This window comes from Streptomyces sp. NBC_01261 (assembly GCF_036226385.1).
Taxonomy (GTDB): Bacteria; Actinomycetota; Actinomycetes; order Streptomycetales; family Streptomycetaceae; genus Streptomyces.
On record NZ_CP108463.1, the window covers coordinates 2,212,428 to 2,234,684 of the forward strand.

At 70.1% G+C, this 22,257-nt stretch carries 22 protein-coding genes; 5 read left to right on the plus strand and 17 right to left on the minus strand.

Going from position 1 to position 22,257, the window contains the following annotated elements; genetic code table 11:
• Window positions 1-8: 8 nt before the first annotated feature.
• From OG226_RS09705 to OG226_RS09755, 11 genes are all read right to left on the minus strand, one after another.
• Complete coding sequence (locus OG226_RS09705) at window positions 9-1,610, minus strand: glycoside hydrolase family 13 protein (RefSeq protein WP_328676331.1); 1,602 nt, start codon at window positions 1,608-1,610, stop codon at window positions 9-11.
• 40 nt (window positions 1,611-1,650) lie between these two features.
• Window positions 1,651-2,526 (minus strand): carbohydrate ABC transporter permease, encoded by an 876-nt coding sequence (locus OG226_RS09710; RefSeq protein WP_328676333.1) that lies wholly within the window; start codon window positions 2,524-2,526, stop codon window positions 1,651-1,653.
• Window positions 2,523-3,479, minus strand: coding sequence for a carbohydrate ABC transporter permease (locus OG226_RS09715; RefSeq protein WP_328676335.1), 957 nt, complete (start codon window positions 3,477-3,479; stop codon window positions 2,523-2,525). Before OG226_RS09715 ends, OG226_RS09710 begins: the two co-directional genes overlap by 4 nt.
• Window positions 3,480-3,483: 4 nt before the next feature.
• Window positions 3,484-4,830 carry an ABC transporter substrate-binding protein gene (locus OG226_RS09720; RefSeq protein WP_327399967.1) on the minus strand — a complete coding sequence of 449 codons (1,347 nt, stop codon included), beginning with the start codon at window positions 4,828-4,830 and terminating at the stop codon, window positions 3,484-3,486.
• Between the two features lie 110 nt (window positions 4,831-4,940).
• On the minus strand, window positions 4,941-5,939 hold the full coding sequence (locus OG226_RS09725) for a LacI family DNA-binding transcriptional regulator (protein ID WP_328676336.1): 999 nt from the start codon (window positions 5,937-5,939) through the stop codon (window positions 4,941-4,943).
• 92 nt (window positions 5,940-6,031) lie between these two features.
• Window positions 6,032-6,727, minus strand: coding sequence for a GntR family transcriptional regulator (locus tag OG226_RS09730; protein WP_329348605.1), 696 nt, complete (start codon window positions 6,725-6,727; stop codon window positions 6,032-6,034).
• A gap of 69 nt (window positions 6,728-6,796) precedes the next feature.
• Window positions 6,797-7,798, minus strand: a complete 1,002-nt coding sequence (locus OG226_RS09735; RefSeq protein WP_329348606.1) for a proline racemase family protein — start codon at window positions 7,796-7,798, stop codon at window positions 6,797-6,799.
• Window positions 7,799-7,838: 40 nt separating this feature from the next.
• Window positions 7,839-8,738, minus strand: a complete 900-nt coding sequence (locus tag OG226_RS09740) for a dihydrodipicolinate synthase family protein (protein WP_329348607.1) — start codon at window positions 8,736-8,738, stop codon at window positions 7,839-7,841.
• Window positions 8,739-8,797: 59 nt separating this feature from the next.
• The gene (locus OG226_RS09745; RefSeq protein WP_329348608.1) at window positions 8,798-10,237 is read right to left on the minus strand and encodes an FAD-dependent oxidoreductase; all 1,440 of its coding nucleotides are present in this window, start codon (window positions 10,235-10,237) and stop codon (window positions 8,798-8,800) included.
• Window positions 10,230-10,532, minus strand: coding sequence for a (2Fe-2S)-binding protein (locus OG226_RS09750; RefSeq protein ID WP_328676345.1), 303 nt, complete (start codon window positions 10,530-10,532; stop codon window positions 10,230-10,232). Before OG226_RS09750 ends, OG226_RS09745 begins: the two co-directional genes overlap by 8 nt.
• A complete protein-coding gene (locus tag OG226_RS09755; RefSeq protein WP_329348609.1) occupies window positions 10,529-11,698 on the minus strand; it encodes an NAD(P)/FAD-dependent oxidoreductase in 1,170 nt (389 codons plus the stop codon). Before OG226_RS09755 ends, OG226_RS09750 begins: the two co-directional genes overlap by 4 nt.
• Window positions 11,699-11,821: 123 nt before the next feature.
• On the opposite strand from OG226_RS09755, the gene OG226_RS09760 reads away from it, so the two are divergent.
• Entirely contained in the window at window positions 11,822-13,234 is a 1,413-nt protein-coding gene (locus tag OG226_RS09760) for an aminopeptidase P family protein (RefSeq protein WP_329348610.1), read from the plus strand.
• A 41-nt stretch (window positions 13,235-13,275) separates the two neighbouring features.
• Here OG226_RS09760 and OG226_RS09765 read toward each other — a convergent pair whose 3' ends face one another.
• Genes OG226_RS09765 through OG226_RS09780 form a run of 4 tightly spaced genes read right to left on the minus strand, consistent with a single transcriptional unit; the run spans window position 13,276 to window position 17,270 of the window.
• Window positions 13,276-14,091 carry an ABC transporter permease gene (locus OG226_RS09765; RefSeq protein ID WP_329348611.1) on the minus strand — a complete coding sequence of 272 codons (816 nt, stop codon included), beginning with the start codon at window positions 14,089-14,091 and terminating at the stop codon, window positions 13,276-13,278.
• 36 nt (window positions 14,092-14,127) lie between these two features.
• Window positions 14,128-14,991: an ABC transporter permease gene (locus tag OG226_RS09770; RefSeq protein ID WP_328676353.1), complete on the minus strand. Its 864-nt coding sequence runs from the start codon at window positions 14,989-14,991 to the stop codon at window positions 14,128-14,130.
• 3 nt (window positions 14,992-14,994) lie between these two features.
• Window positions 14,995-16,188: an ABC transporter substrate-binding protein gene (locus OG226_RS09775; RefSeq protein WP_329348612.1), complete on the minus strand. Its 1,194-nt coding sequence runs from the start codon at window positions 16,186-16,188 to the stop codon at window positions 14,995-14,997.
• 44 nt (window positions 16,189-16,232) lie between these two features.
• The gene (locus tag OG226_RS09780; RefSeq protein ID WP_329348613.1) at window positions 16,233-17,270 is read right to left on the minus strand and encodes an ABC transporter ATP-binding protein; all 1,038 of its coding nucleotides are present in this window, start codon (window positions 17,268-17,270) and stop codon (window positions 16,233-16,235) included.
• A 113-nt stretch (window positions 17,271-17,383) separates the two neighbouring features.
• Between OG226_RS09780 and OG226_RS09785 the strand changes: the two genes are divergently transcribed.
• Both OG226_RS09785 and OG226_RS09790 read left to right on the plus strand, forming a co-directional pair.
• Entirely contained in the window at window positions 17,384-18,127 is a 744-nt protein-coding gene (locus OG226_RS09785) for a FadR/GntR family transcriptional regulator (RefSeq protein ID WP_443044623.1), read from the plus strand.
• Between the two features lie 40 nt (window positions 18,128-18,167).
• Entirely contained in the window at window positions 18,168-18,929 is a 762-nt protein-coding gene (locus OG226_RS09790; protein ID WP_329348614.1) for a cache domain-containing protein, read from the plus strand.
• 95 nt (window positions 18,930-19,024) lie between these two features.
• Here the strand turns inward: OG226_RS09790 and OG226_RS09795 are convergent, their stop codons facing one another.
• Complete coding sequence (locus OG226_RS09795) at window positions 19,025-19,690, minus strand: MmyB family transcriptional regulator (RefSeq protein WP_328676362.1); 666 nt, start codon at window positions 19,688-19,690, stop codon at window positions 19,025-19,027.
• A gap of 225 nt (window positions 19,691-19,915) precedes the next feature.
• On the opposite strand from OG226_RS09795, the gene OG226_RS09800 reads away from it, so the two are divergent.
• Window positions 19,916-20,572: a helix-turn-helix domain-containing protein gene (locus OG226_RS09800; RefSeq protein ID WP_328676363.1), complete on the plus strand. Its 657-nt coding sequence runs from the start codon at window positions 19,916-19,918 to the stop codon at window positions 20,570-20,572.
• Between the two features lie 32 nt (window positions 20,573-20,604).
• Window positions 20,605-21,144: a toxin-antitoxin system, toxin component gene (locus OG226_RS09805; RefSeq protein ID WP_328686274.1), complete on the plus strand. Its 540-nt coding sequence runs from the start codon at window positions 20,605-20,607 to the stop codon at window positions 21,142-21,144.
• Window positions 21,145-21,191: 47 nt separating this feature from the next.
• Here OG226_RS09805 and OG226_RS09810 read toward each other — a convergent pair whose 3' ends face one another.
• Window positions 21,192-22,217 (minus strand): alpha/beta fold hydrolase, encoded by a 1,026-nt coding sequence (locus OG226_RS09810; RefSeq protein ID WP_328676365.1) that lies wholly within the window; start codon window positions 22,215-22,217, stop codon window positions 21,192-21,194.
• Window positions 22,218-22,257 lie beyond the last annotated feature (40 nt).

Genomic DNA, 22,257 nt, shown 5'->3' on the forward strand with positions numbered 1-22,257 from the left:
GCCGGCGGCTATGCGGTGTGCAGCCAGGCGGCCGTGTCCCGCGGCAGGCGTCCCTGGTCGTCCAGGGGGCCGCTGGTCAGCAGAAGTCGGGTGTGGACGGGGAGATCGGCGGGCGTGTCGGCGAGGTTGACGACACAGATCACGCCCTCCGCGCGGGCGAAGGCGAGGACACCTTCCGAGGCGGGCAGCCAGGTGAGGGGGCCGTCACCGAAGACCGGCCGGAGGCGGATCGCGTCGCGGTAGAGGGTGAGCATGGAGTCGACGGTCCGCTGCTGACGGTCGACCGCATACGATGTCCAGCCGACCGGCTGCGGCAGCCACGGCTCACCGCGCGAACCGAAGCCCGCGTACGGTGCTCCCTCGACCCAGGGCAGCGGCACCCGGCAGCCGTCGCGGCCGGGGTCGGTGCCGCCGGACCGGAGGTACATCGGATCCTGTATGCGGTCGACGGGCAGCTCGACCTCGGGCAGCCCCAGCTCCTCCCCCTGGTAGAGGTAGACCACTCCGGGCAGCGCCAGCGACAGCAGGGCGGCGGCCCGGGCGCGCCGGGTGCCCAGCGCGAGGTCGGTCGGGGTCCCGAAGGCCTTGGTCGCGAAGTCGAAGCCGGTGTCGGCGCGGCCGTAGCGGGTGACTGTGCGGGTCACGTCGTGGTTGCACAGGACCCAGGTGGCGGGCGCGCCGATCGGGGCGTGCTCGGCGAGGGTCTCGTCGATCGAGGCGCGCAGTCGCTCCGGGTCCCAAGGGCACGACAGGAAGGCGAAGTTGAAGGCGGTGTGCAGTTCGTCGGGGCGCAGGTAGCGGGCGAAGCGTTCGGTGTCGGGGAGCCAGACCTCGCCGACGAAGACGGCGCCGTACTCGTCGGCGACGGCCCGCCAGGAGCGGTAGATGTCGTGGAGTTCGTCGCGGTCGACGAAGGGGTTGGGGTCGCGGCCCTCGACGAAGTCGGGCAGGGCGGGGTCCTTGGCGAGCAGCGCCGCCGAGTCGATGCGGACGCCTTCGACGCCGCGCTCGAACCAGAACCGCAGGATGTCCTCGTGCTCCTGGCGCACCGCCGGGTGGGCCCAGTTGAGGTCGGGCTGTTCGGGGGTGAACAGGTGGAGGTACCAGTCGCCGTCGGGGAGGCGGGTCCACACGGGTTCGGTGGAGCCGGCGAACTGCGACGGCCAGTCGTTGGGCGGGAGTTCGCCGTGCTCGCCGCGTCCCGGGCGGAAGTGGAACAGGTCGCGCTCGGGGCCGCCGGCGAGGGCGGCACGGAACCACGGGTGCTGGTCGGAGACATGGTTGGGCACGATGTCGACGATCGTGCGGATGCCCAACTCCCTTGCCTCGGCGATGAGTTTCTCCGCCTCGGCGAGCGAGCCGAAGGCCGGGTCGATGGCGCGGTAGTCGGCGACGTCGTAGCCGCCGTCCTTCATCGGTGACAGGTACCAGGGGTTGAACCACAGGGCGTCCACGCCGAGTTCGGCGAGATACGGCAGTCGGGAGCGGACACCCGCGAGGTCGCCGGTGCCGTCGCCGTCGCCGTCCGCGAAGCTGCGGACGTAGACCTGGTAGATGACGGCGGAGCGCCACCAGTCGTCCTGGCTCTGGGCAGGGGTGGGCTGTCCCACGGTGCTGGCCTTTCTGTCGGGGGCGTCGAAGGGGGCGGTGTCAGCCCTTCGTGCTGCCCGCGCTGATCCCGGCGATGATGTGCCGCTGGAAGACCAGGAACATCGCGACCATGGGGATGCTCGCGATCACCATCGCGGCGATGAGCACGGTCAGTTGGATGTTCTGGGACAGCTGGACGAGTGCCACGCTGATCGGTTGTCTGTCGGTGTCGGAGAAGACCATCAGCGGCCACAGGAAGTCCTGCCAGACGGCGACGAGCGCGAAGATCGAGACGACGCCGAGGACCGGTCGGGACATGGGCAGCACGATGGACCACAGGATGCGGAGTTTCCCGGCGCCGTCGATCTCGGCGGCCTCCATGACGTCGCGCGGGAGCTGGTCGAAGAACCGCTTGAGGAGATACAGGTTGAAGGCGTTGGCGACGGCGGGGAGCCAGATGCCGAGGGGGCTGTTGAGCAGGCTGGTGTGGATCAGCGGGAGGTCGGCGGCGGTCAGGTACTTGGGTACGACGAGTGCCTGGGCCGGGACCATCAGCGTCGCCAGGATGCCGCCGAGGATCAACTTGCCGAAGGCGGGCTTGAGTTTGGACAGGGCATAGGCGGCGGCCGTGCAGAGGACCAGTTGGAACGCCCAGGCGCCGGCGGCCTGGACGACCGTGTTCCACAGGTGCTCCGGGAGCTGCATCAGGGACCAGGCGTCGGTGTAGCCGCTGAGGTGCCAGTGCTTGGGGATGATCGTGGGCGGGGTCTGCGCGATCTCGTCCGGCGACTTCATGGCGCCGGTGACCATCCAGTAGACGGGGAAGAGGAAGGCCAGCGCGAAGAGCACGACGACGCCGGTGAACACCGTCCAGTAGACGGCCTTTCCGCGCGGCCGGGAGAGGGTCGCCGGGGAGAGCAGCGTGCGGGTGGTCACAGGTCGTCCTCTCCGGAGCGGGTCAGCCGCAGATAGAGGGCCGAGAAGACGCCGAGCAGCACGAGGAGCATCACGCTGAGCGCGCAGGCGCCGCCGAAGTCGTTGTAGAGGAAGGCGTATTTGTAGATCAGGTAGAGGACGGTGACGGTGGCGCTCTCCGGTCCGCCGCCGGTGATGACGAACGGTTCGGTGAACACCTGCATCGTGGCGATGATCTGAAGGAGCATCAGCATCAGGATGACGAACCGGGTCTGAGGGATCGTCACATGCCGGACGCGTTGCAGGAGGCTCGCGCCGTCCAGTTCGGCGGCCTCGTACAGCTCGCCGGGGATGGACTGGAGCGCGGCCAGGTAGATCAGGACGGTGCCGCCCAGGTTGGCCCAAGTGGCCACGATCACCAGGGAGATGAGGGCGGTGTCGGTGCCGTTGGACCAGTTCGAGGTGGGCAGGTGCAGGAAGCGCAGCGTCTCGTTGGCGAGGCCCGCTCCCGGGTCGTAGAACCACTTCCACAGCAGGGCGGTGACCACCGGGGGGATCATCACCGGAAGGTAGACGACGACTCGGAAGAATGCCTTCCAGTGCCTCAACTCGTTGAGGACCAGAGCGAGTACGAACGGGATCGCGAAGCCGATGAGCAGGGCCAGCGCGGTGAAGACGAGGGTGTTGCGCCAGGCCGCGGCGAACTCGGGGTCGTGCCAGACCTGGGTGAAGTTGGCGGTGCCGACCCACTCGGGCGAGGAGCCGGGCGTGTACTTCTGGAAGGCGATCACGACCGCGCGGATCGCCGGGTACCAGGAGAACAGGGCGAAGCAGATCAGGCCGCCGATGAGGAAGGCGTAGGCACGGGCCTGGTCGATGAGGCGGCGCCGCCCCCGGCCCCCTGCCGGGGGCGGCGCCTCGACCTGTCGTTCCGCCGTCGGCTCGACGGGACTCCGGGTGGCCGTCCGGGTCATCGGGTCAGCCCCGGGCCAGGATGCCGTCGATCTTTCCGGAGGCGTCCTTGAGGAGTTGGTCGATGTTCGCGTCCTTCTTGGTGAGGACGGCGGAGACGGCTCCGTCGAGCACGGAGTAGATCTGCTGCGCGTCCGGCGGCTCGATCTTCATCTGCAGGGACTGGTTGCCGTCGAGGAAGGCCTGGTAATTCGCCACCGGAACATTGGAGTTGGCCTTCTTGACCTGCTGGTCCTTGGCGTCGGCGGCGCCGGTGAACAGGCGCGGTTCGGGCAGTCCGACAGGCGCGTTGGCCTTCTTGGCGCGGGCGTAGTCGCCGAGGAAACCGCTGCCCGGGGTGAGGAACATGCTGTCGAGCCACTTCAGGCCGGCGCGGATCTGGGCGGGCGTGTCGTGCTTGTTGAACATGTAGCCGTCGCCGCCGATGAGCGTGCCCTGGCCGCCGGGCATCGGGCCGAGGGCGAGGTCGTCGTAGTTGCCGCCCTTCTCCTTGACCAGGATCGGGATGTTGTCCGGCGCGGAGAGGTACATGCCGAGCTTGCCCGAACCCATCAGCTGCTGCACGTCGTTGATGACCAGCAGCTGCTTGCTGCCCATCGAGTTGTCGGTCCAGCGCATGTCGTGCAGGTTCTGCAGCACGGCGTGACCCTGGGGCGTGTCGATGGTGGCCTTCTTGCCGTCGGCGCTGACGACGTCACCGCCCTGCGAGTACATCTCGGCGGTGAAGTGCCAACCCCCTTGGTTCTGGGCGCTGTAGTCGGCGTAGCCGATGGTGCCGTTGCCGAGCGCGGCTATCTTCTTGGCGTCGGCCCGGACCTCGGCCCAGGTCGTCGGCGCCTTGTCGGGGTCGAGGCCGGCCTGCTGGAAGAGCTTGCGGTTGTAGATCAGGCCCATCGAGTAGCCGGTGCGCGGGATGCCGTAGATCTTCCCGTCGACGGTGTAGATGTCACGCAGCTGCTTCTGCAGCGTGTCGTAACTCTTCAACTCCTTGATGTACGGCGTGAGATCGGCGGCCTGGTTGATGTCGACGACGTGCTTGGCGTCGGTGAAGTACGTGTAGAACACGTCCTCCATCTGGCCGCCGGCGAGCTTGGCGTCGAAGGTCTTCGGATCCTGGCAGGGGAACGCGTCATGGGTGACGACGTCGATGTCGGTGTTCTTCTTCTCGAAGGCCGCGACATCGGAATCGAAGAACTTCCGGTCGACCTTGGCGCTCTTGGGCGGCTCGCAGTTGACCGTGATGCGTGTCTTGCCGCTCGCCGAGTCGTCGCCGGACCCGCAGGCGGCGGCGGTGAGCGCGAGAGAACAGACGCCGATCGCGGCGAAGGTGCGGCGGAACCCGGTGCTTCTCATCGGTGGACCCCTCTGGGCAGGAGCGGTGGGCGCCGCACACTCAAGCACCGCCGACACCTGTCCGCAAGATGTCGCGCAGAATCTGTAATTATTCGACAGCGCGGTGACTATCAGCCGCGCGGGGCTTGCGCGGTGGAACCACGCACTACCAGTTCCGGTTCGAAGAGCAGCTCTTCGGCCGGTACGGCGGTACCTCCGACCTGCGAGTTCAGGAGTTCCACGGCGGCCCGGCCCATGGCCTCGATGGGCTGGCGGACGGTGGTCAGCGGGGGCTCGGTGCAGTTCATGAAGGCCGAGTCGTCGTAACCCACGACAGAGATTTGTGACGGGACGTCAAGTCCCTTGCGGCGGGCGGCCCTTACCGCGCCCAGGGCGAGCGGGTCGCTGGCGCAGATGATGCCGGTGACGCCCCGGTCGATGAGCCGGGAGGCGGCGGCGTGGCCGCCCTCGATGGAGAAGATGGCGCGGGCGACGAACTCGTCGGGCAGGTCGGCCGCGAGGGCCTGCGCGGCGGCCAACTTCCGTGCGGACGGCATGTGGTCGGCGGGGCCGAGGACGAGCCCGATGCGCTCGTGGCCGAGGGAGGCGAGGTGTCGCCAGGCCTGCTCGACGGCGACCGCGTCGTCGCAGGACACGGCGGGGAAGCCGAGGTGGTCGATGGCCGCGTTGACCAGGACGACCGGGATGTTGCGCTCGGCGAGCAGCCGGTAGTGGTCGTGCGGCGCGTCCGCCTGTGCGTAGAGCCCGCCGGCGAACACCACGCCGGAGACCTGCTGTTGGAGCAGCAGGGTCACGTAGTCGGCCTCGGAGACGCCACCCTTGGTCTGGGTGCACAGCACCGGGGTCAGGCCGAGTTGGGCGAGCGCGCCGCCGATCACCTCGGCGAAGGCGGGGAAGATGGGGTTCTGCAGCTCGGGCAGCACCAGTCCCACCAGCCGCGCGCGCTCCCCGCGCAACTGCGTGGGCCGTTCGTAGCCGAGCACGTCCAGGGCGGAGAGCACCGCCTGCCGGGTGGGCTCGGAGACTCCGGGTTTGCCGTTGAGCACCCGGCTGACCGTGGCCTCACTGACCCCGACCTTCTTCGCCACCTCAGCAAGTCGTCGCGTCATGTGCGCAAGAATAGCGCAAGATACGCAAGTGGTTTGCGTTACGGAGTGGTCGGATGAAGTCGATCACGACTCCGTACGGCTCCCGACCCCGGTCAGTCGTGGGCCGCCCACAGTCCGCGGACGTGCCCCAGGTGCCGGGTCATGATCTCACTCACGGCACCCTTGTCGCGGGCCAACAGCGCGTCCAGCAGCTCCAGATGCTCCTGCGCGGAGGCCAGCAGCCGCCCCGCCTTGACGAGAGCCGTCAGCCCGTAGAGGCGGGAACGCCCCCGCAGATCACCGACGACCTCGACGAGATGGGCGTTGCCCGCAAGCGCGAGCAGGCCGAGATGGAAGCGGGTGTCGGCCTCGACGTACGCGATGAGGTCACCGGCCACGGCCGCGTGGACGATCTCCCGGGCGGCCGGGCGCAGCGCCTCCAGCGAGACGGGGTCGGCGGTCCCGGCCAGCCCCACCACCGTGGGGATCTCGATCAGCGCGCGGATGTGGGTGTACTCGTCGAGCTGCTTCTCCGAGACGGCGGTGACCCGGAACCCCTTGTTCGGGACGGTGTCGACCAGCCCCTCCTTGGCCAGGTCCAGCATGGCCTCGCGCACCGGGGTCGCCGAGACACCGAAGCGGGCGGCGAGCGTCGGCGCGGAGTACACCTCGCCCGGCCGCAGCTCCCCCGCGATCATCGCGGCCCGCAGGGCGTCGACGACCCGCTCGCGGTAGCTGCTCTTCTTGCCGCCCAGCGTGGGGAGATCCGGAGCGGGGGTGGGCGGGGCGCTGGCTCGCTGGACGGCCATCGGAGGTCTCCTAGTGGTGCAATGTCACACACGGTGCAATGTCATGCGTGACCGGCAATTATCCCCGATCTAGAGGATGAATCCGCCCGGGAAGGGATCGGCGGGATCGAGCAGGTACTGGGCGGTCCCGGTGATCCAGGCACGTCCGGTGAAACTGGGCAGGACGGCGGGGACACCGGCCACCTCGGTGGTGCCGAGAAGCCGTCCCGTGAACTGGGTGCCGATGAACGACTCGTTCACGAACTCGGTGTGCAGCGGGAGTTCACCGCGCGCGTGGAGCTGCGCCATGCGGGCGCTGGTGCCCGTGCCGCAGGGCGAGCGGTCGAACCAGCCCGGGTGGATCGCCATCGCGTGCCGGGAGAGCCGGGCGGTGGCGCCGGGCGCGTACAGGTGGACGTGATGGCAGCCGCGAATGGAGTCGTCCTCGGGGTGGGCGGGCTCGTCCCGGTCGTTGATCGCCTCCATGAGGGACAGGCCCGCCTTGATGATGTCCTCCTTGCGGGCCCGGTCGAAGGGCAGCTCGAACTGGTCCAGCGGCAGGATGGCGTAGAAATTGCCGCCGTACGCCATGTCGTATGTCACCGTCCGCCCGTCGGCGAGGGTGATCTCGCGGTCCAGGCCGACGGAGAACGACGGGACGTTCTTGAGGGTGACGTTCTTCGCGGCGCCGTTCTCGACGGCGACGTCGGCGACGACGAGTCCGGCCGGGGTGTCGAGCCGGATCGTGGTGACCGGCTCGACGACCTCGACCATGCCCGTCTCGACGAGCACCGTGGCCACGCCGATCGTGCCGTGCCCGCACATCGGCAGATAGCCGGAGACCTCGATGTAGACGACGCCCCAGTCGCAGTCGGGGCGGGTGGACGGCTGCAGGACGGCACCGCTCATCGCGGAGTGGCCGCGCGGCTCGTTCATCAGGAACTGCCGGACCTGGTCGCGGTGTTCGCGGAAGTACAGCCGTCGCTCGTTCATGGTCGCGCCGGGGATGGTGCCGATGCCGCCGGTGATCACGCGGGTGGGCATGCCCTCGGTGTGCGAGTCGACGGCGTGCAGGACGAGTTTGCTGCGCATGACGCTCCTGGTGAATGCCGGTGAACCACTGTGCCGTTGTCTACGCGAGCCCGGCCGCGACCGCCTTCTCGGTGGCGGCGCGCACCGCGGTCTCCTGCTCGGGCAGCAGCGGGACGCGCGGCGGACGGACCGGGCCGCCGTGCCGGCCGGCGATGTCCATGGACAGCTTGATGGCCTGCACGAACTCCACCTTCGAGTCCCAGCGCAGCAGCGGGTGCAGCTGCTCGTACAGCCTCTTCGCCGTGGCCAGGTCGCCGTCGACGGCCGCGTGGTACAGCTCGACGGACGCGGCGGGCAGCGCGTTCGGGTAACCGGCCACCCAACCCTTCGCACCCGCGAGCGCGAGCTCCAGCAGGACGTCGTCGGCGCCGATCAACAGATCGAGTTCCGGGGCGAGTTCGGCGAGCTGGTAGGCGCGACGGACATCGCCGGAGAACTCCTTGACGGCGTGGATGTACCCCTCGCCGTGCAGCTTCGCGAGCAGTTCGGGCACCAGGTCGACCTTGGTGTCGATGGGGTTGTTGTACGCCACGATCGGCACGCCCGCCTTCGCGACCTCCGCGTAGTGCGCGAGGACCGAACGCTCGTCGGCACGGTACGCGTTGGGCGGCAGCAGCATCACGGAGGCGCAGCCTGCGTCGCGCGCCTGCTCGGCCCAGCGGCGCGACTCGGCGGAACCGTAGGCGGCCACACCGGGCATCACGCGCGCCCCGCCGATCGCGGCGACGGCCGTCTCGACGACCTTGGCGCGCTCCTCGGGCGTGAGCACCTGGTACTCGCCGAGCGAGCCGTTCGGCACGACACCGTCGCAGCCGTTGTCGACGAGCCAGGAGCAGTGCTCGGCGAACTTGTCGTGGTCGACGGCGAGTTCGTCGGTCAGCGGGAGGGCGGTGGCGACGAGGACGCCGCGCCAGGGGCGGTTCGCGGTGGGGGTGGTCATGTGCGGTCGGTTCCCATCTGAATAGGGTGTGACATTTTACTGATGGACAAGGCGTACGGTCATTCCGGCTCGGCTCCGGGCTCGGACTCTCCGGCACGGGCCAGCACCCCGAGCGGTACGGGCCGCGCGAACGGCCGCCGGGACGGGGCGAGTTGGCACCCGGCCAGCCCCGCGACCGCGGGCCCGCACATCCGCCCCTGGCACCAGCCCATCCCGGCCCGGGTCAGCAGCTTCACGGTGCGGACGTCACCGGCGCCGAGCCCGTCCACGGCCTCGCGGATCGCTCCCCCTGTGACCTCCTCGCAGCGGCAGACCACGGTGTCGTCGGTGACGAGATCGGTCCAACGGGCGGGCGGCGCGTACACGGTGTCGAGGGCGGCGAAGAACTCCCGCAGTTCCGTGCGGGACTTGGCGGCCGGCGCCCAGGTGCGCGGGTCGGGTTCGGTACCGTTCAGGCGTGCGGCGGCGGAGCGTCCCGCGATGTGGCCCTCGGCGAGGGAGAGGGCCGCGCCACCGATGCCGGTGGTCTCGCCGGCCGCCCAGACGCCGGGGACGTCGGTGCGCTGCTCGTCGTCGACGTGGACGTCGAGTCCGTCGAGTCGGCAACCAAGCGTCTCCGCGAGGTCGGTGTGCGGCAGCATGCCGTGGCCGACGGCGAGGGTGTCGCAGGCGATCCGGCGTGCGGTGCCGGGCCGGACGCGCCCGTCGGTGTCGAGCGCGGCGACGGTCACCGCCTCCAGCCGTTCCTCGCCATGGGCCTCCACGACCGTGTGCCGGGTGAGCAACTTGACTCGGTGGCGCAGGAGTCGGGCCGCGTACTGGGCAGCCTCGGCGACCTTGCCGGGCTGTGCGGCGAGCGCTCGGGTCCGTCGCACGAACGCCTTGGGGTCCGCGGACTCGATGAGCGCGGCCACCTCGACTCCGGCTGCCGCGAGGCCGGTTGCCACGGGGAGCAGGAGCGGGCCGGTACCGGCGACCACCGCGGTGCGTCCGGAGACGGCGAGGGTGCCCTTGAGCATGGCCTGGGCGCCGCCCGCGGTGAGGACTCCGGGAACGGTCCAACCGGGGAACGGGAGGACCCTCTCGTAGCCGCCGGTGGCGAGGAGGACGGCATCGGCGCGTACCTCTGCCGGGGCCTCCTGTTCGGGGCCGAGGAGGGCGTGCACGGTGAAGGCGTTTCGGTCGGCGTCGCCAGTCCGCCGGTTCGACCGCCGCTCCACGAGCCACACATGATGGTCCGTCAAGTGCGTCACGCGGCCCGCCTCTACGTGCCGTGCGAGGGCGTCCCTCAGTCGCTCCCATGTCCGCCACTGGTGATGGAGGGCCTGCGGGCGTCCGGCGTTCAGTTCGGTGGCGGGCTGTCGGTAGAACTGGCCGCCCGCCCGCGCTGCCGAGTCGATCAGGGTGACGTGGACGCCGTGGGCCGCGGCGGCGACGGTGGCGGCGAGTCCCGCCGGGCCCGCGCCGATCACGGCGAGGTGGGGTCGGTCGTCAGTCATCGTGGCCCGTCCCCTCCTGCGTACGGATGGCGTCGCCCGGGTGCAGAGGCACCAGGCAAGCCCGTTGGTTCGGGCGGGAGTTGACGGTGACGAGGCAGTCGTAGCAGACGCCGATCCCGCAGAAGACGCCGCGTGGGCGGCCCTCGCCCCGGGTGGTGCGCCAGGACGTCACGCCCGCCGTCCACAGGGCGGCGGCGACGGTCTGGCCGGGGAGGGCCTCGATCGCGCGGCCGTCGAGGGTGACCGTGAAGGCCGGGCCCGGGTGGGCGTCGGCGAGGTGAGGTGGGGAGTTCACGCGTCCTCCTCGGGGAACTCGGGCAACTCGGGGAAACGGTCGGGCCGGAAGGGGGCCGGGTCGAGGTCCGGGGTCTTGCCGCTCAGCAGTTGGGCGATCAAGTGCCCTGTACCGGTGGCGAGTCCGATGCCCGCGCCCTCGTGCCCGCAGGCGTGGACGAGGCCGGGGACGCGGGGGTCGGGGCCGATGGCGGGCAGGTGGTCCGGCATGTACGGGCGGAAGCCTAGGTAGGAGCGCATCGCGTGGACGTCGGACAGGAACGGGAAGAGTTTCGTCGCGCCCGCCGCCAGCGCCCGTACGACCGGCAGCGAGAACTCCCGGTCGAAACCGACGCGTTCGCGGCTCGCGCCGATCAGGACCGGTCCAGCGGCCGTGCCCTCCACGACCGGTGAGGTCTGCAGGGCGGCCGAGTCGCTGGCCACGTCGGCCACGTAGTCGGCGGCGTACACCTTGTGGCGGACCAGACGGGGCAGCGGTTCGGTGACGAGGACGAAGCCGCGGCGCGGGAGGACGGGGAGGGTGACTCCGGCGAGGGCGGCGAGTTCGCCGCCCCAGGTGCCGGCGGCGTTGACGACCGTGGGGGCGAGGATGTCGCCCCGGTCGGTGCGGACACCGTGGACCGTTCCATCTGCCTTGAGGAGTACGTCCGTCACCGTGCAGCCGGTGAGCAGGCGGGCGCCCGAGGCCCGGACGAGGTGGGCGGCGGCCAGGGCGGGCATCACCTGGCAGTCCTGGGGGTAGTACACGCCGCCCGGGAGGCCGGGGGCGAGGTGGGGTTCGAGGTCGTAGAGGGCGTCGCCTTGGACCGGTCCAGCGACGACTCCCGCGGTGCGCTGCTGCTCGGCGAAGCGCTCCAGTGCGGCGAGCCCGTCGGGCGTGGAGGCCACGACGAGGCCGCCCTTCGCCTCGTACTCGACGAACTCCCCCAGTTCCTCGGCGAGTTGTGCCCACAGATGGTTGGAGAGGAGGGCGAGGTCGAGTTCCGGGCCCGGCTCCTTGTCGGAGACGAGCAGGTTGCCCTCGCCGGCGCCGGTCGTGCCGCCGGAGACCGGGCCGCGGTCCACGATGACGACGTCGAGGCCCGCCCGGGCCGCGTAGAGGGCGCAGGCCGCACCCACCATTCCGGCTCCGACGACCACGACATCGCAGGTCAGTCGCTTGCTCACAGCAGTACTATGTCACATGACTCTCTAGCTGGGTATGTTCCGACGCGAATGTCACCACCCCCGTAATCACCACACTCTCCATCACCGCACTCTGCATCACCGCACACGGAAGAGGTGCCCGACGTGGCCAAGGGCCGAAAGAACGGTCTGTACCGAGGAATCTCCGACGAGCTGTCCGCTCTGATGCGGACCGGTTGGGCCGACACCGAGCGCGCGGATCTGGAGCCGACCGAGCAGGCGCCGCACGCGGCGCGCCGCCGGGCCGCGCTGTCCGCGCTCTTCCCGGGCGAGCGCCTCGTCGTGCCGTCCGGGAACCTTCTGATCCGCTCGAACGACAGCCACCACCCGTTCCGCCCGTACTCCGGCTATGTGCATCTCACCGGCGACCAGGCACGCGACGGCGCCCTGGTCCTGGAGCCCCGCGCCGACGGCGGCCACGACGCGCACTGCTACCAGCTCCCCCGCGACAGCCGGGACACCGACGAGTTCTGGACCGGCTACACCGCCGAGCTGTGGATGGGCCGCCGCCGCTCGCTGGCCGAGTCGGCGCTCGTGCTCGGCCTGCCCTGCCGTGACATCCGGACGATCGCCGACGACCTGGCGAAGGCCTCCGGAACACCCACCCGCATCGTCCGCGGCGTCGACCCGGCCCTGGACGCCGCGCTCGACACCGACGAGGAACGCAACGACGAGTTCGAGTCGGCCGTCTCCGGGCTGCGACTCGTCAAGGACGCGTGGGAGATCGGCGAGATGCGCCGGGCCGTCGACTCCACGGTGCGTGGATTCACCGATGTCGTACGGGAGTTGTCGCAGGCGGTCGCCACCTCGGAGCGCTGGATCGAGGGCACGTTCTTCCGCCGGGCCCGCGTCGAGGGCAACCATGTCGGCTACGGCTCGATCTGTGCCGCCGGTGAGCACGCCACGATCATGCACTGGACCGACAACGACGGCCCGGTCCGCCCCGGTGAACTCCTCCTGCTGGACGCGGGAGTCGAGACGCACAGCCTCTACACCGCCGACGTCACCCGCACCCTCCCGATCAACGGCACGTTCTCCCCGGTCCAACGCCAGGTCTACGACGCGGTGTTCGAGGCCCAGGAGGCCGGCATGGCGGCGGTGAAGCCGGGTGCGCACTACCGGGACTTCCACGAGGCGGCCCAACGGTCCCTGGCCGAACGGCTGGTGGAGTGGGGCTTCGTCGAGGGACCGGCCGAGCGGGCCTACGAGCTGGCGCTCCAGCGGCGGTTCACCATGGCGGGCACCGGGCACATGCTCGGGCTCGACGTCCACGACTGCGCCCAGGCGGGCAGCGAGGAGTACGTGGACGGGGTCCTCGAACCCGGCATGGTACTCACCGTCGAGCCGGGCCTGTACTTCCAGCCCGACGATCTGATGGTGCCCGAGGAATGGCGGGGCATCGGCGTCCGGATCGAGGACGATCTGCTGGTGACGGCGGACGGTTACGAGAACCTGTCGGCGGGGCTGCCCCGCTCGGCCGACGAAGTCGAGGCGTGGATGCGGGAGTTCGCGGGCTGAGTGCGCCGACCGGTCACCCCGGTGGGCGAGGTGACCGGTCGTCAGACTCGGCTGGCGGTGGCCGTGTCGGCGGACAGGCGCTGGGCGACGTAGATCGGGAGTACGGAGAGCAGGACGAGGACCGCGGCCACCACGTTGACGACCGGGGCCTGTTGGGGGCGGGTCATGTTGTTGAAGATCCAGATCGGGAGGGTCTCGATGCCGGGTCCGGCGGTGAAGGTGGTCACCACGATCTCGTCGAAGGACAGCGCGAACGCGAGCAGTCCGCCCGCGAGGAGCGCCGAGCGCACCAGCGGGAAGGTGACGTCGACGAAGGCGCGGAAGGTGTCGGCGCCCAGGTCCATCGCGGCTTCCTCGTACGAGCCGGAGGTGCGCCTGAGGCGGGCGACGACGTTGTTGAAGACGACGACGATGCAGAAGGTGGCGTGCCCGACGATCACCGTGAACAGGCCGAGGCCCACGCCGAGCGGCTCAAGTACCGTACTGAACGCCGAGTTGAGGGCGATGCCCGTGACGATGCCGGGCAGCGCGATCGGCAGGACGACCACGAAGGAGATGGCGTCGCGGCCGAAGAAGCGGTACCGGGCGACCGCGAAGGCGATCAGGGTGCCGAGCACCAGGGCGATGGCGGTGGCCCCCAGGCCGGCCTTCACCGAGACCCAAAGGGCCGCGCGGGCACCGGAGTTCTGCCAGGCGACCGACCACCAGTGGAAGGTCAGGGTGGACGGCGGCCAGCTCGCACTGCGGTCCGGGTTGAGGGAGTTGACCAGGACGAGCAGGAGCGGGACGTAGATCACCGCGAAGCCGAACCCGGCGGCCACGCGCAGGACGATACGCGCGGAACGGGAGAGCTGCATGACATGTCACCCCCTTCGGAGGCTGTCGGGAATCATCTACAGGCTGCTGAGCGCGCCCGTGCGGCGCATCGCGAGCAGGTACACCACGATGACGACGACGGGGACGGTGCCGAGGGCGGCGGCCATGGGCAGGTTGAGTTCGATGTTGGAGTAGACGAGGTTGCCGATGAGCTGGGTCTTGCCGCCGACGATCTGCACGGTGATGTAGTCGCCGAGGCTGAGCGAGAAGGTGAAGATCGAGCCGGCGGCGACGGACGGCAGCACCATCGGAAGCACCACCGACCGGAAGGTCCGCCCGGCCCGCGCGCCCAAGTCCGCCGACGCGTCAAGGAGGTTGGCGGGCAGCTGCTCCAGGGCGGTGTGGATCGGCAGGACCATGTACGGCAACCAGAGGTACGTGAGCGTGAGGACGGTCGCCGGTAGTCCGAACCCGGGTCCGCTCAGGCCGAACGGCTTCAACATCCAGTCGGCCAGGCCACCTTGGGACAGGATGAGCCGCCACGCGTACACCTTGACGAGGTAACTGGCCCACAGCGGGGTGAGGATGGCGACCACGAGCAGCGGTCGCCACCGCGGCTTCGCGACCCGGGCCGTGTAGAAGGCGAGCGGGAGCGCGATCACCGCGCACAGGACCGTGACGGCGAGCGCGACACCGATGCTGCGCAGGATGACCTGCCGGTACACGGGCACCGTGAACAGCTCGTGGAAGTTGTCGGTCGACCAGACCTTCACCACCTCGGAGGTGAAGGAGTCCGTCGTCCAGAACGCGGAGACGAACAGCACGCTCAGGGAGCCGAGATAGAGCACGGCGAGCCACAGCAGCGGTGCGGTGAGCAGCAGGGAGAGCCGTAGCCGGGGGCGCCGGTACAGCGCCCCCGCGGTCCGGTTCAGCAGGGACATGGCTCAGCCCTTGATCTCGGTCCAGGCCTGTACCCACTTGGCGTACGGCACGCACTTGACGTCCGTCCGCCCGTCGAGGCACTGCTCGATGGGCGTGTTCCAGAAGGCGATGTTCTTCCAGTACGCGGTGTCGGCGGCGTGGTAGGTGGCGCAGAAGTTCTTGTCGCTGGTCTCGGCGCAGGCCTTGGCGTTGGAGGGGGCCTCGCCGAAGTACTCGGCGACCTGGGCGTTGACCTTCGGCGAGACGATCCAGTTGAGCCACTGGTAGGCGCAGTTGGGGTGTTCGGCCTTGGCGGAGATCATCCAGGTGTCGGACCAGCCGGTCGAACCCTCCTTGGGTACGAAGGCCTTGACCTCGGCGCCCTCGTCGGCGGTGAGGTTGGCGATGACCTGCCAGGTGGTGCCGACCACGGAGTCGCCGCTCTTGAAGGCGGAGATCTCCTTGAGGTAGTCGCTCCAGTACTCGCCGATGTCCGCGTTCTGCTTCTTCAGCAGCGCGACGGCCGCGTCGAACTGCCTCTGGTCGAGCGCGTAGGGGTCCTTGATCTTCAACTCCGGCTTGGTGGCCTTGAGATAGAGGGCGGCGTCGGCGATGTAGATCGGCGAGTCGTACGCGGTGACGTGGCCCTTGTACTGCGAGGCGTCGTCGAAGACGGCGGCCCAGGAGGTCGGGGCGGGGGTGACCTTCTGGGTGTTGTACATCAGGAGGTTGGCGCCGCGGCCGTGCGGGATGCCGTAGGCCTTGCCCTTGACCGAGTTCCAGGCCTGGAGCTTCAAGTCGGGGAAGATGTCCTTGTAGTTGGGGACCAGGTCCGTGTTGACGGGGGCGGCGTCGCCGGAGGCTATGAGGCGCAGGGATGCGTCGCCGGAGGCGGAGACGGCGTCGTACTCGCCGGTCTTCATCAGCTTGACCATCTCGTCGGAGCTGGCGGCGACCTTGGAGTTGACCTTGCAGCCGGTCTGCTTCTCGAAGTCGCTGACCCAGTTCACCTTGGGGTCGTTGGAGCCGTCCTCGACATAGCCGGCCCAGGCGATCAGGTTGACCTCGCCCTCGCTCCTGCCGAGCTTCGACTGGGCTTTGAGGTCAGGGGGGTTGAGGCCACCGCCCGACGAACCGCTGTCGGAGGAGCCGCAGGCGGTGGCGGCGAGCAGGACGGCTGCACAGGCCGTCACCTGAAGGGTTCGGGTGAGACGCACGGCGTTCTCCATGGGTGGAGGAGATGGGTGGAGGAGCGGGCGGGTCAGCGAGGGTCGGGAACGTGCACCGTGTGGCGCCGGTGCCATTGCAGTCGCACCCGGCTGCCACGGTAGGCGGCGACGTCCTCGGCGGAGGTCTCCAGGTTCTGCTGGAGCGCGGTGAGCCGGCCGCCGGCGTCGAGGTCGACGAGGAAGCGGGTGGAGTCCCCGAGGTAGACGACCTCGGCGACGGTGCCGGCGGCGCTCTCGTGGTCCGGGTCGTCGGGTTCGTCGGAGCCCTTGAGGACGCGGATCTTCTCGGGCCGGATGCTGTAGGTGCCCGGGGTGCCGACGACACGTTGGGCGGACTCGCCCTCCAGCAGGTTGGAGGTGCCGACGAAGGACGCGACGAAGGGGGTCGCGGGGCGTTCGTAGACCTCGGCGGGGGTGCCGACCTGCTGGATGCGGCCCTGGTCGAAGACGGCGATGCGGTCGCTCATCGTCAGGGCCTCCTCCTGGTCGTGGGTGACGAAGACGAAGGTGATGCCCACCTCCCGCTGAAGCGCTTTGAGTTCGACCTGCATCTGCTCGCGCAGTTTGAGGTCGAGGGCGCCGAGCGGTTCGTCGAGCAGCAGCACGCGGGGGCGGCCGACGAGGGCGCGGGCGAGGGCGACGCGTTGCCGCTGGCCGCCGGAGAGCTGGGCGGGGCGGCGGGTGCCGTAGCCCTCAAGTCGTACCTCTGTCAGGGCTTTTCGGGCGCGGACGAGGCGTTCGGGCTTGGGGACCTTGCGGACCTTGAGGCCGTAGGCGACGTTCTCCTCGACCGTCATGTGCGGGAAGAGGGCGTAGTCCTGGAAGACGGTGTGGACGTCCCGCTCGAAGGGGGCGAGGCCGGTGACGTCCTGGCCGGCGAGTTCGACGGTGCCCCCGGTAGGGCTCTCGAAGCCGGCGATCATGCGGAGCACGGTCGTCTTGCCCGAGCCGGACGGGCCGAGCATCGAGAAGAACTCGCCGTCCCGGATCTCCAGGTCGACCCCGGCCACGGCGGTCGTGTCCCCGAACGATTTCCGCAGATCCCGCAGCCGGATCGCAATCCCCTCCATGGGCGGGAACCTTTCTGGTGCTCTGTAACGTTGCACGGAAACATATGAAGTCATAGTTCAAATCTCAAGACCCCCTTAAGGTAAAGCTTGAGTCAACGTGCAAGGTGGTGGCCGTGAACCAGCAGCAGCACATGAACGGCGGCGCCCGGAAAGCCGTCTTCGCCCCGGTCGACAACCGGGCGCGGGTCGACGCCGTCGTCAGCCGGCTCGGGGACGCCATCGAACTGGGACTGCTCTCCGACGGCGAACAGCTGCCGGGCGAGAGCGAGCTCGCCGGGCAGCTCGGCGTGTCCACGGTGACCCTGCGGGAGGCGCTGATGGCGCTGCGCCAGCAGGGCCTGGTCACCACCCGCAGAGGACGCGGCGGCGGCAGCTTCGTGTCCCTGCCCGAAGTCCCCGGCGAGGAGCGCCTGAAGGTCCGGCTGCGCGGCTGGAGCACCGAGGAGCTGCGCGACCTCGGCGACCACTGGGCCGCCCTGTCCGGCACCGCCGCCCGGCTCGCCGCACAGCGCACCGAGCCCGAGGATCTGGTCCAACTCCGGCGCACGGCCGATGAGTTGACGCACGCCGAGGACGCGGCGGCGCGCGGCCGGGTGTACGGCCGCTTCCATGTCGAGCTGGCCGCCGCCGCGCAGTCGGCCCGACTCACCCGCGAACAGGTCGCGTTGCAGACCGAGGTCGGCGCACTGCTGTGTCTCGTGCTCGGGAACGACGAATATCGTGAAGAAGCCGCAGCCCGTCACCGCTCCGTAATCTCGGCCGTGCAAGATGGGGCCCACGATTCGGCCAGGGAGTTGGCCGAGCGGTGCGTGCAGGAGTCCACGGCGCGGCTCATCGCCGAGCGGCTGGCCCTGTAGCCCGTCACCGCGACCGCTCCCCGTCTGCTGGAGGGCACGCATGAGCCTCGCGACGGCAACACCGGCCACGGCACCCGAGCAGTCCGTCGCGGCCGGGGTCCGCTCGGCTCTGGAGTCCGTGTTCGACGCCGTGGCCACCACCCGCGCCGACACGACGGCGCTGCTCGCCAAGGTGGCCGTACAGGGCCGCCGCGCGGCGACCGTCGACCTCGCCGCACTGCGCCCGGGCCTCCATCTCCGGCTCGCCCGGCACGAGTTGGTGTCCGGCGTCGGCTTCGTCGCGGCGCCGGGTCTGCTGAGCGACGTACCCGCATGGCTGGAGTGGTGGCAGTCCACCTCCGACGGTGGCATACGACCGCTGCTGCTCGACCTCGACCCCGAGCACTCGGCGTACGCCGACTACACGCACTGGGACTGGTTCGCGCTGCTCCGCGACACCGGGGAGCGGGCGGTCGCCGGTCCGTACGTCGACTACCTCTGCTCGGACGAGTACAGCCTCACCCTGTCCGCACCGGTCCTGGTGGAGGGGCGGTTCGCCGGAGTGGCCGCGGCGGACGTGTATCTACGGCACTTCGAGGCGGCCGTGATGCCGATGCTGCACCGCTTGCCGGGACCGGCCCGGCTGGTCAACGCCCGTGGCAGGGTGGCCGCTTCGACCGATCCCCGGCATCTGGTCGGTTCGCTGAGCAAGGGTCCGGACTTCGCGGAGGCCCTCGCGGCGGGCCGGGCCGGGTTCGCGCAGGGGGCGCGGTTGGTGCCGTGCGACGGGGTGCCGTTGGTGTTGGTGGTCGCGGAGCGGTGACCGAACTCTGCCGCACGGGCGCCGGGTTGCGGTCGGCCGCACCGAACTCACACGCTCGGGTGCGGAGTTGATGGCGGGCCGCACGGCTCCCGCGCTCACTCGGCCGCGGAGACCACCCTCAGGTGTCCCGCGCTACGGCCCGCCCTGCGGACCCTGGGCGGCGGAACGCGGCGGGCCTCGCGCAGGACCAGTGTCAGACGCGTATAGCCCATGTTCTCAAGGGTCTTGGGGGTCTCGCCGACGACACGGCAGTCGGTGGCGCCCCAGCGCGGGTCGGGGTGCAGCAGCGGGCGGACCGCGCCGTCGTGCTCCACGGCCGCCTGCTCGCCGACCGCGCGGATCCAGTGCGGCAGGCCCTGCCGGTAGGCGGCCTCCATGATCGGGTCCTGGGCGATGTCACGGCGGATCGCCTGCAGGCCGTGATCGTGTCCGTGGCTCTCCACGGCGGCGGCGAAGTGGGCCAGCATCGGCAGACACCACCTCGACTCGTGCTCACCGAGAACGGTGCTCGCGTCGGGGTGGAAGAGCACGAAGCGAAGGAAGTTGTCGCCCGGCATCGCCGTCGGATGCGGGCCGACCGCCCGGAAAAGTGACTTGAACGCGCCGTTGGTCAACACCACGTCCCAGCGGTGGTCCATGACGACGGAGGGGAAAGTGACGGCCTCCAACAGCGTGGCGTAGTCCAGCAGATACGCCTGGGCCTCGGGACTCTCGGGGACGGGCCGCGGCGCGGACCGCTGCCCACCTGCCTGATATGCCATCGGGAGGTCACCCCTCTTGCCTATGCGGCCTTCTCGCGGCGCCTTGATCCTGGTGCCCCGACGCGAGCCGTGTCAACTATCGTGGCATTTCGTGCTTGTTGACGGCTGAAATTGGCCACAGTTGTGGCGAGACCTGGATGCGAGTTCGAACCAACCGCTACTCTCCGGGATGTTCACAGCCGCCGTTTGTGAGAAGCCTGTGAGAGACGTATAGGAGATCTGTCGGTGTCGGATGGCTTCGAGGTACCGGGCACGACGCCGACCGCTCTGCTGCCCGCCGTCGTCGACCGCGTCACCGCGCTCGCCGAGCGGCTCGGTGTGCCCCAGGCCGAGGTCGTCCACATCGGCCGGCTGTCCGTCGCCTGCGGTGTCCCGGAGCCCGTGGTCAGGGCCCTGCTGAGCGGCCGTCCCGCGGGCGAGCCCGATGTGCAGGCCCGGTTCCTGCAACGCCTCGACCTGCTGCGCCGCACCAGACTCAAGCCCAACGGGCGCAAGTACACCCAGCAGGAGATCGCCGACGGCGCGGCCATGTCCCGCCAGCAGGCGGGCGCGCTCATCAACGGCGACCGGCGTCCCACCATGGAGCACTGCGACGCGCTCCAGCGTTTCTTCCGCGTGCACGCCGGATTCCTCACCGCCGAGGACTCCGAGGCTCTCGCGGGTGCCCTCCAGCGCACCGAGCAGGAGCTGCTGCAGAAGCTCGCGGACCGTGAGCGGGCGGCGGCCGAGGCCGCGGAGGACCCGCTGGAGCGGCTGCTCCAGGACCACGGAGTGCGCGGAATCGCCTGGCGGGCCGCGCAGTTGCCCACCGACCAGCATCGCGACAAGGTCGCCGAGTGGCTGGACATGCTCCTGGAGAGCGTGAAGCGGCCCGAGTCGTGATCCGGGGGACAACGGTGGGCATCGGACGGCAGATGCGCCGCCTGTGCGGCGAGTTGGTCGCGGAGCTGAGCCTCGGCGCACCCGCACGCCCCCACGACCTGTACGCCGCGCTGTGCGACGCGATGAGCCGCCGCCGCGGCCGCCCGGTCCAGTTCCGTACGGCCGCCTTCCCGGCCTGCACCGCGAGCGGACTGTGGCTCGACATGGCCGACCAGGATCTCGTCGTGATCGAGGAACGCACCGCTCCCGACCACCAGTTGGTGATCCTGGGCCACGAGCTGTGGCACATGAAGGCCGGGCACTGCGGCCCGCACGTGGAGGGCTCCGCGGTGGCCGCCCGGCTCCTCGGCGACACCGTCGACGAGGACGCGTTGCGCGCGACCGTCCTCAAGGTCGCGGCCCGCAGCCGGTTCGAGCGCGCCGACGAGCGGGAGGCCGAGAGCTTCGGTCTGCTGCTCGCCAGCAAGTGCCGTACGTGGCTGGCCGGTTCGTCCCTCAGGGGACCCGCGCAGCACGACCACCTGGCGGGGCGGATCGAGGCTGCGCTGGGGTATCCGGGGCCGCGGAGCTAGTAATTGACGGTCCGTCACAAGACCCGTACGTCGAGCGGCCTGCCCGTCTAGGTCGCGCTGCGTTCGCTGGCCTCCCGCAGGTCCCGTTCCGTCGCGCCGCTCTGGGCGGTGACGCCGGGGCGGCCCTCGCACAGGAGGTCGCGCCAGTGCTCGCGGCTCCAGTGCGCGGGGGTGGTGGTGCCGGTGAACTCCTCGACCAGGGTGAGGAATCGTGCCGGGTCGGTGTGGAACGGAAAGTGCCCGGCACCTTCGAAGATCTCCAACCGGCTGCCGGGCATGGCCTCGTGGGCGCCGTACGCGTGCCGGACCGGCACCACGCTGTCCCGGTCGCCCCACAGCAGCATGGTCGGCATGCCCTCGGTCAGGTAGCAGCGGTCGAGCATGGTCACCACCTGGCCGCGCCAGTCGACGACCGCGCGCAGGGTGCGGATGAAGGCGTTGCGGGCGGTCTCGTCGGGCAACGCGTCGACGAGGGTGAGGAGTTCGGGGGCGTCCCGGCCGAGGTCGGTGTCGAGGAGCCGCAACAGCCCGACGGTGAGGCCGACTTGCAGTCGCATGCCGGGCAACCGCAGTGCGGACAGGGCGAGATGGGACCCCGGGAGCGAGACGAGCCGTAGCACCGGATTGACCTCGCGGCCCACGCCGCCCGCGCTGACCAGGACGAGGCGTTCGGTGCGCTCGGGGAACTGGTAGGCGAACTGCATCGCCACTCCCCCGCCCAGCGAGTGCCCGAGCAGGGTCGCGGACTCGATGCCGAGGGTGGTGAGCAGATCGCGGACGCCGTTCGCGTAGGCGGCGACCGAGTAGTCGGCCCGCGGTTTGTCGGAGGCGCCGTGGCCGAGGAGGTCGGGCGCGATCACGGTGTGGGTGCGCGCGAGGTCGGGGATCAGGTCGGTCCAGGTGGCGGAGGAGTCGCCGATGCCGTGGATGAGGACCAGCGCCGGGCCCTGGCCGGCCATGCGGAAGGCGCGGCGGTATCCGTGCACGACGCGGTACTGCAGCTCCAGTTCTCCGGCGCCCACCGAGCGCAGTCGTGCGGCGCGCGCCGGGCGCCGTGCCGGGACGTCCTCCACGCAGTCGCCTCCCGTTCACCCGGCCGTCCGCGGACGGCCG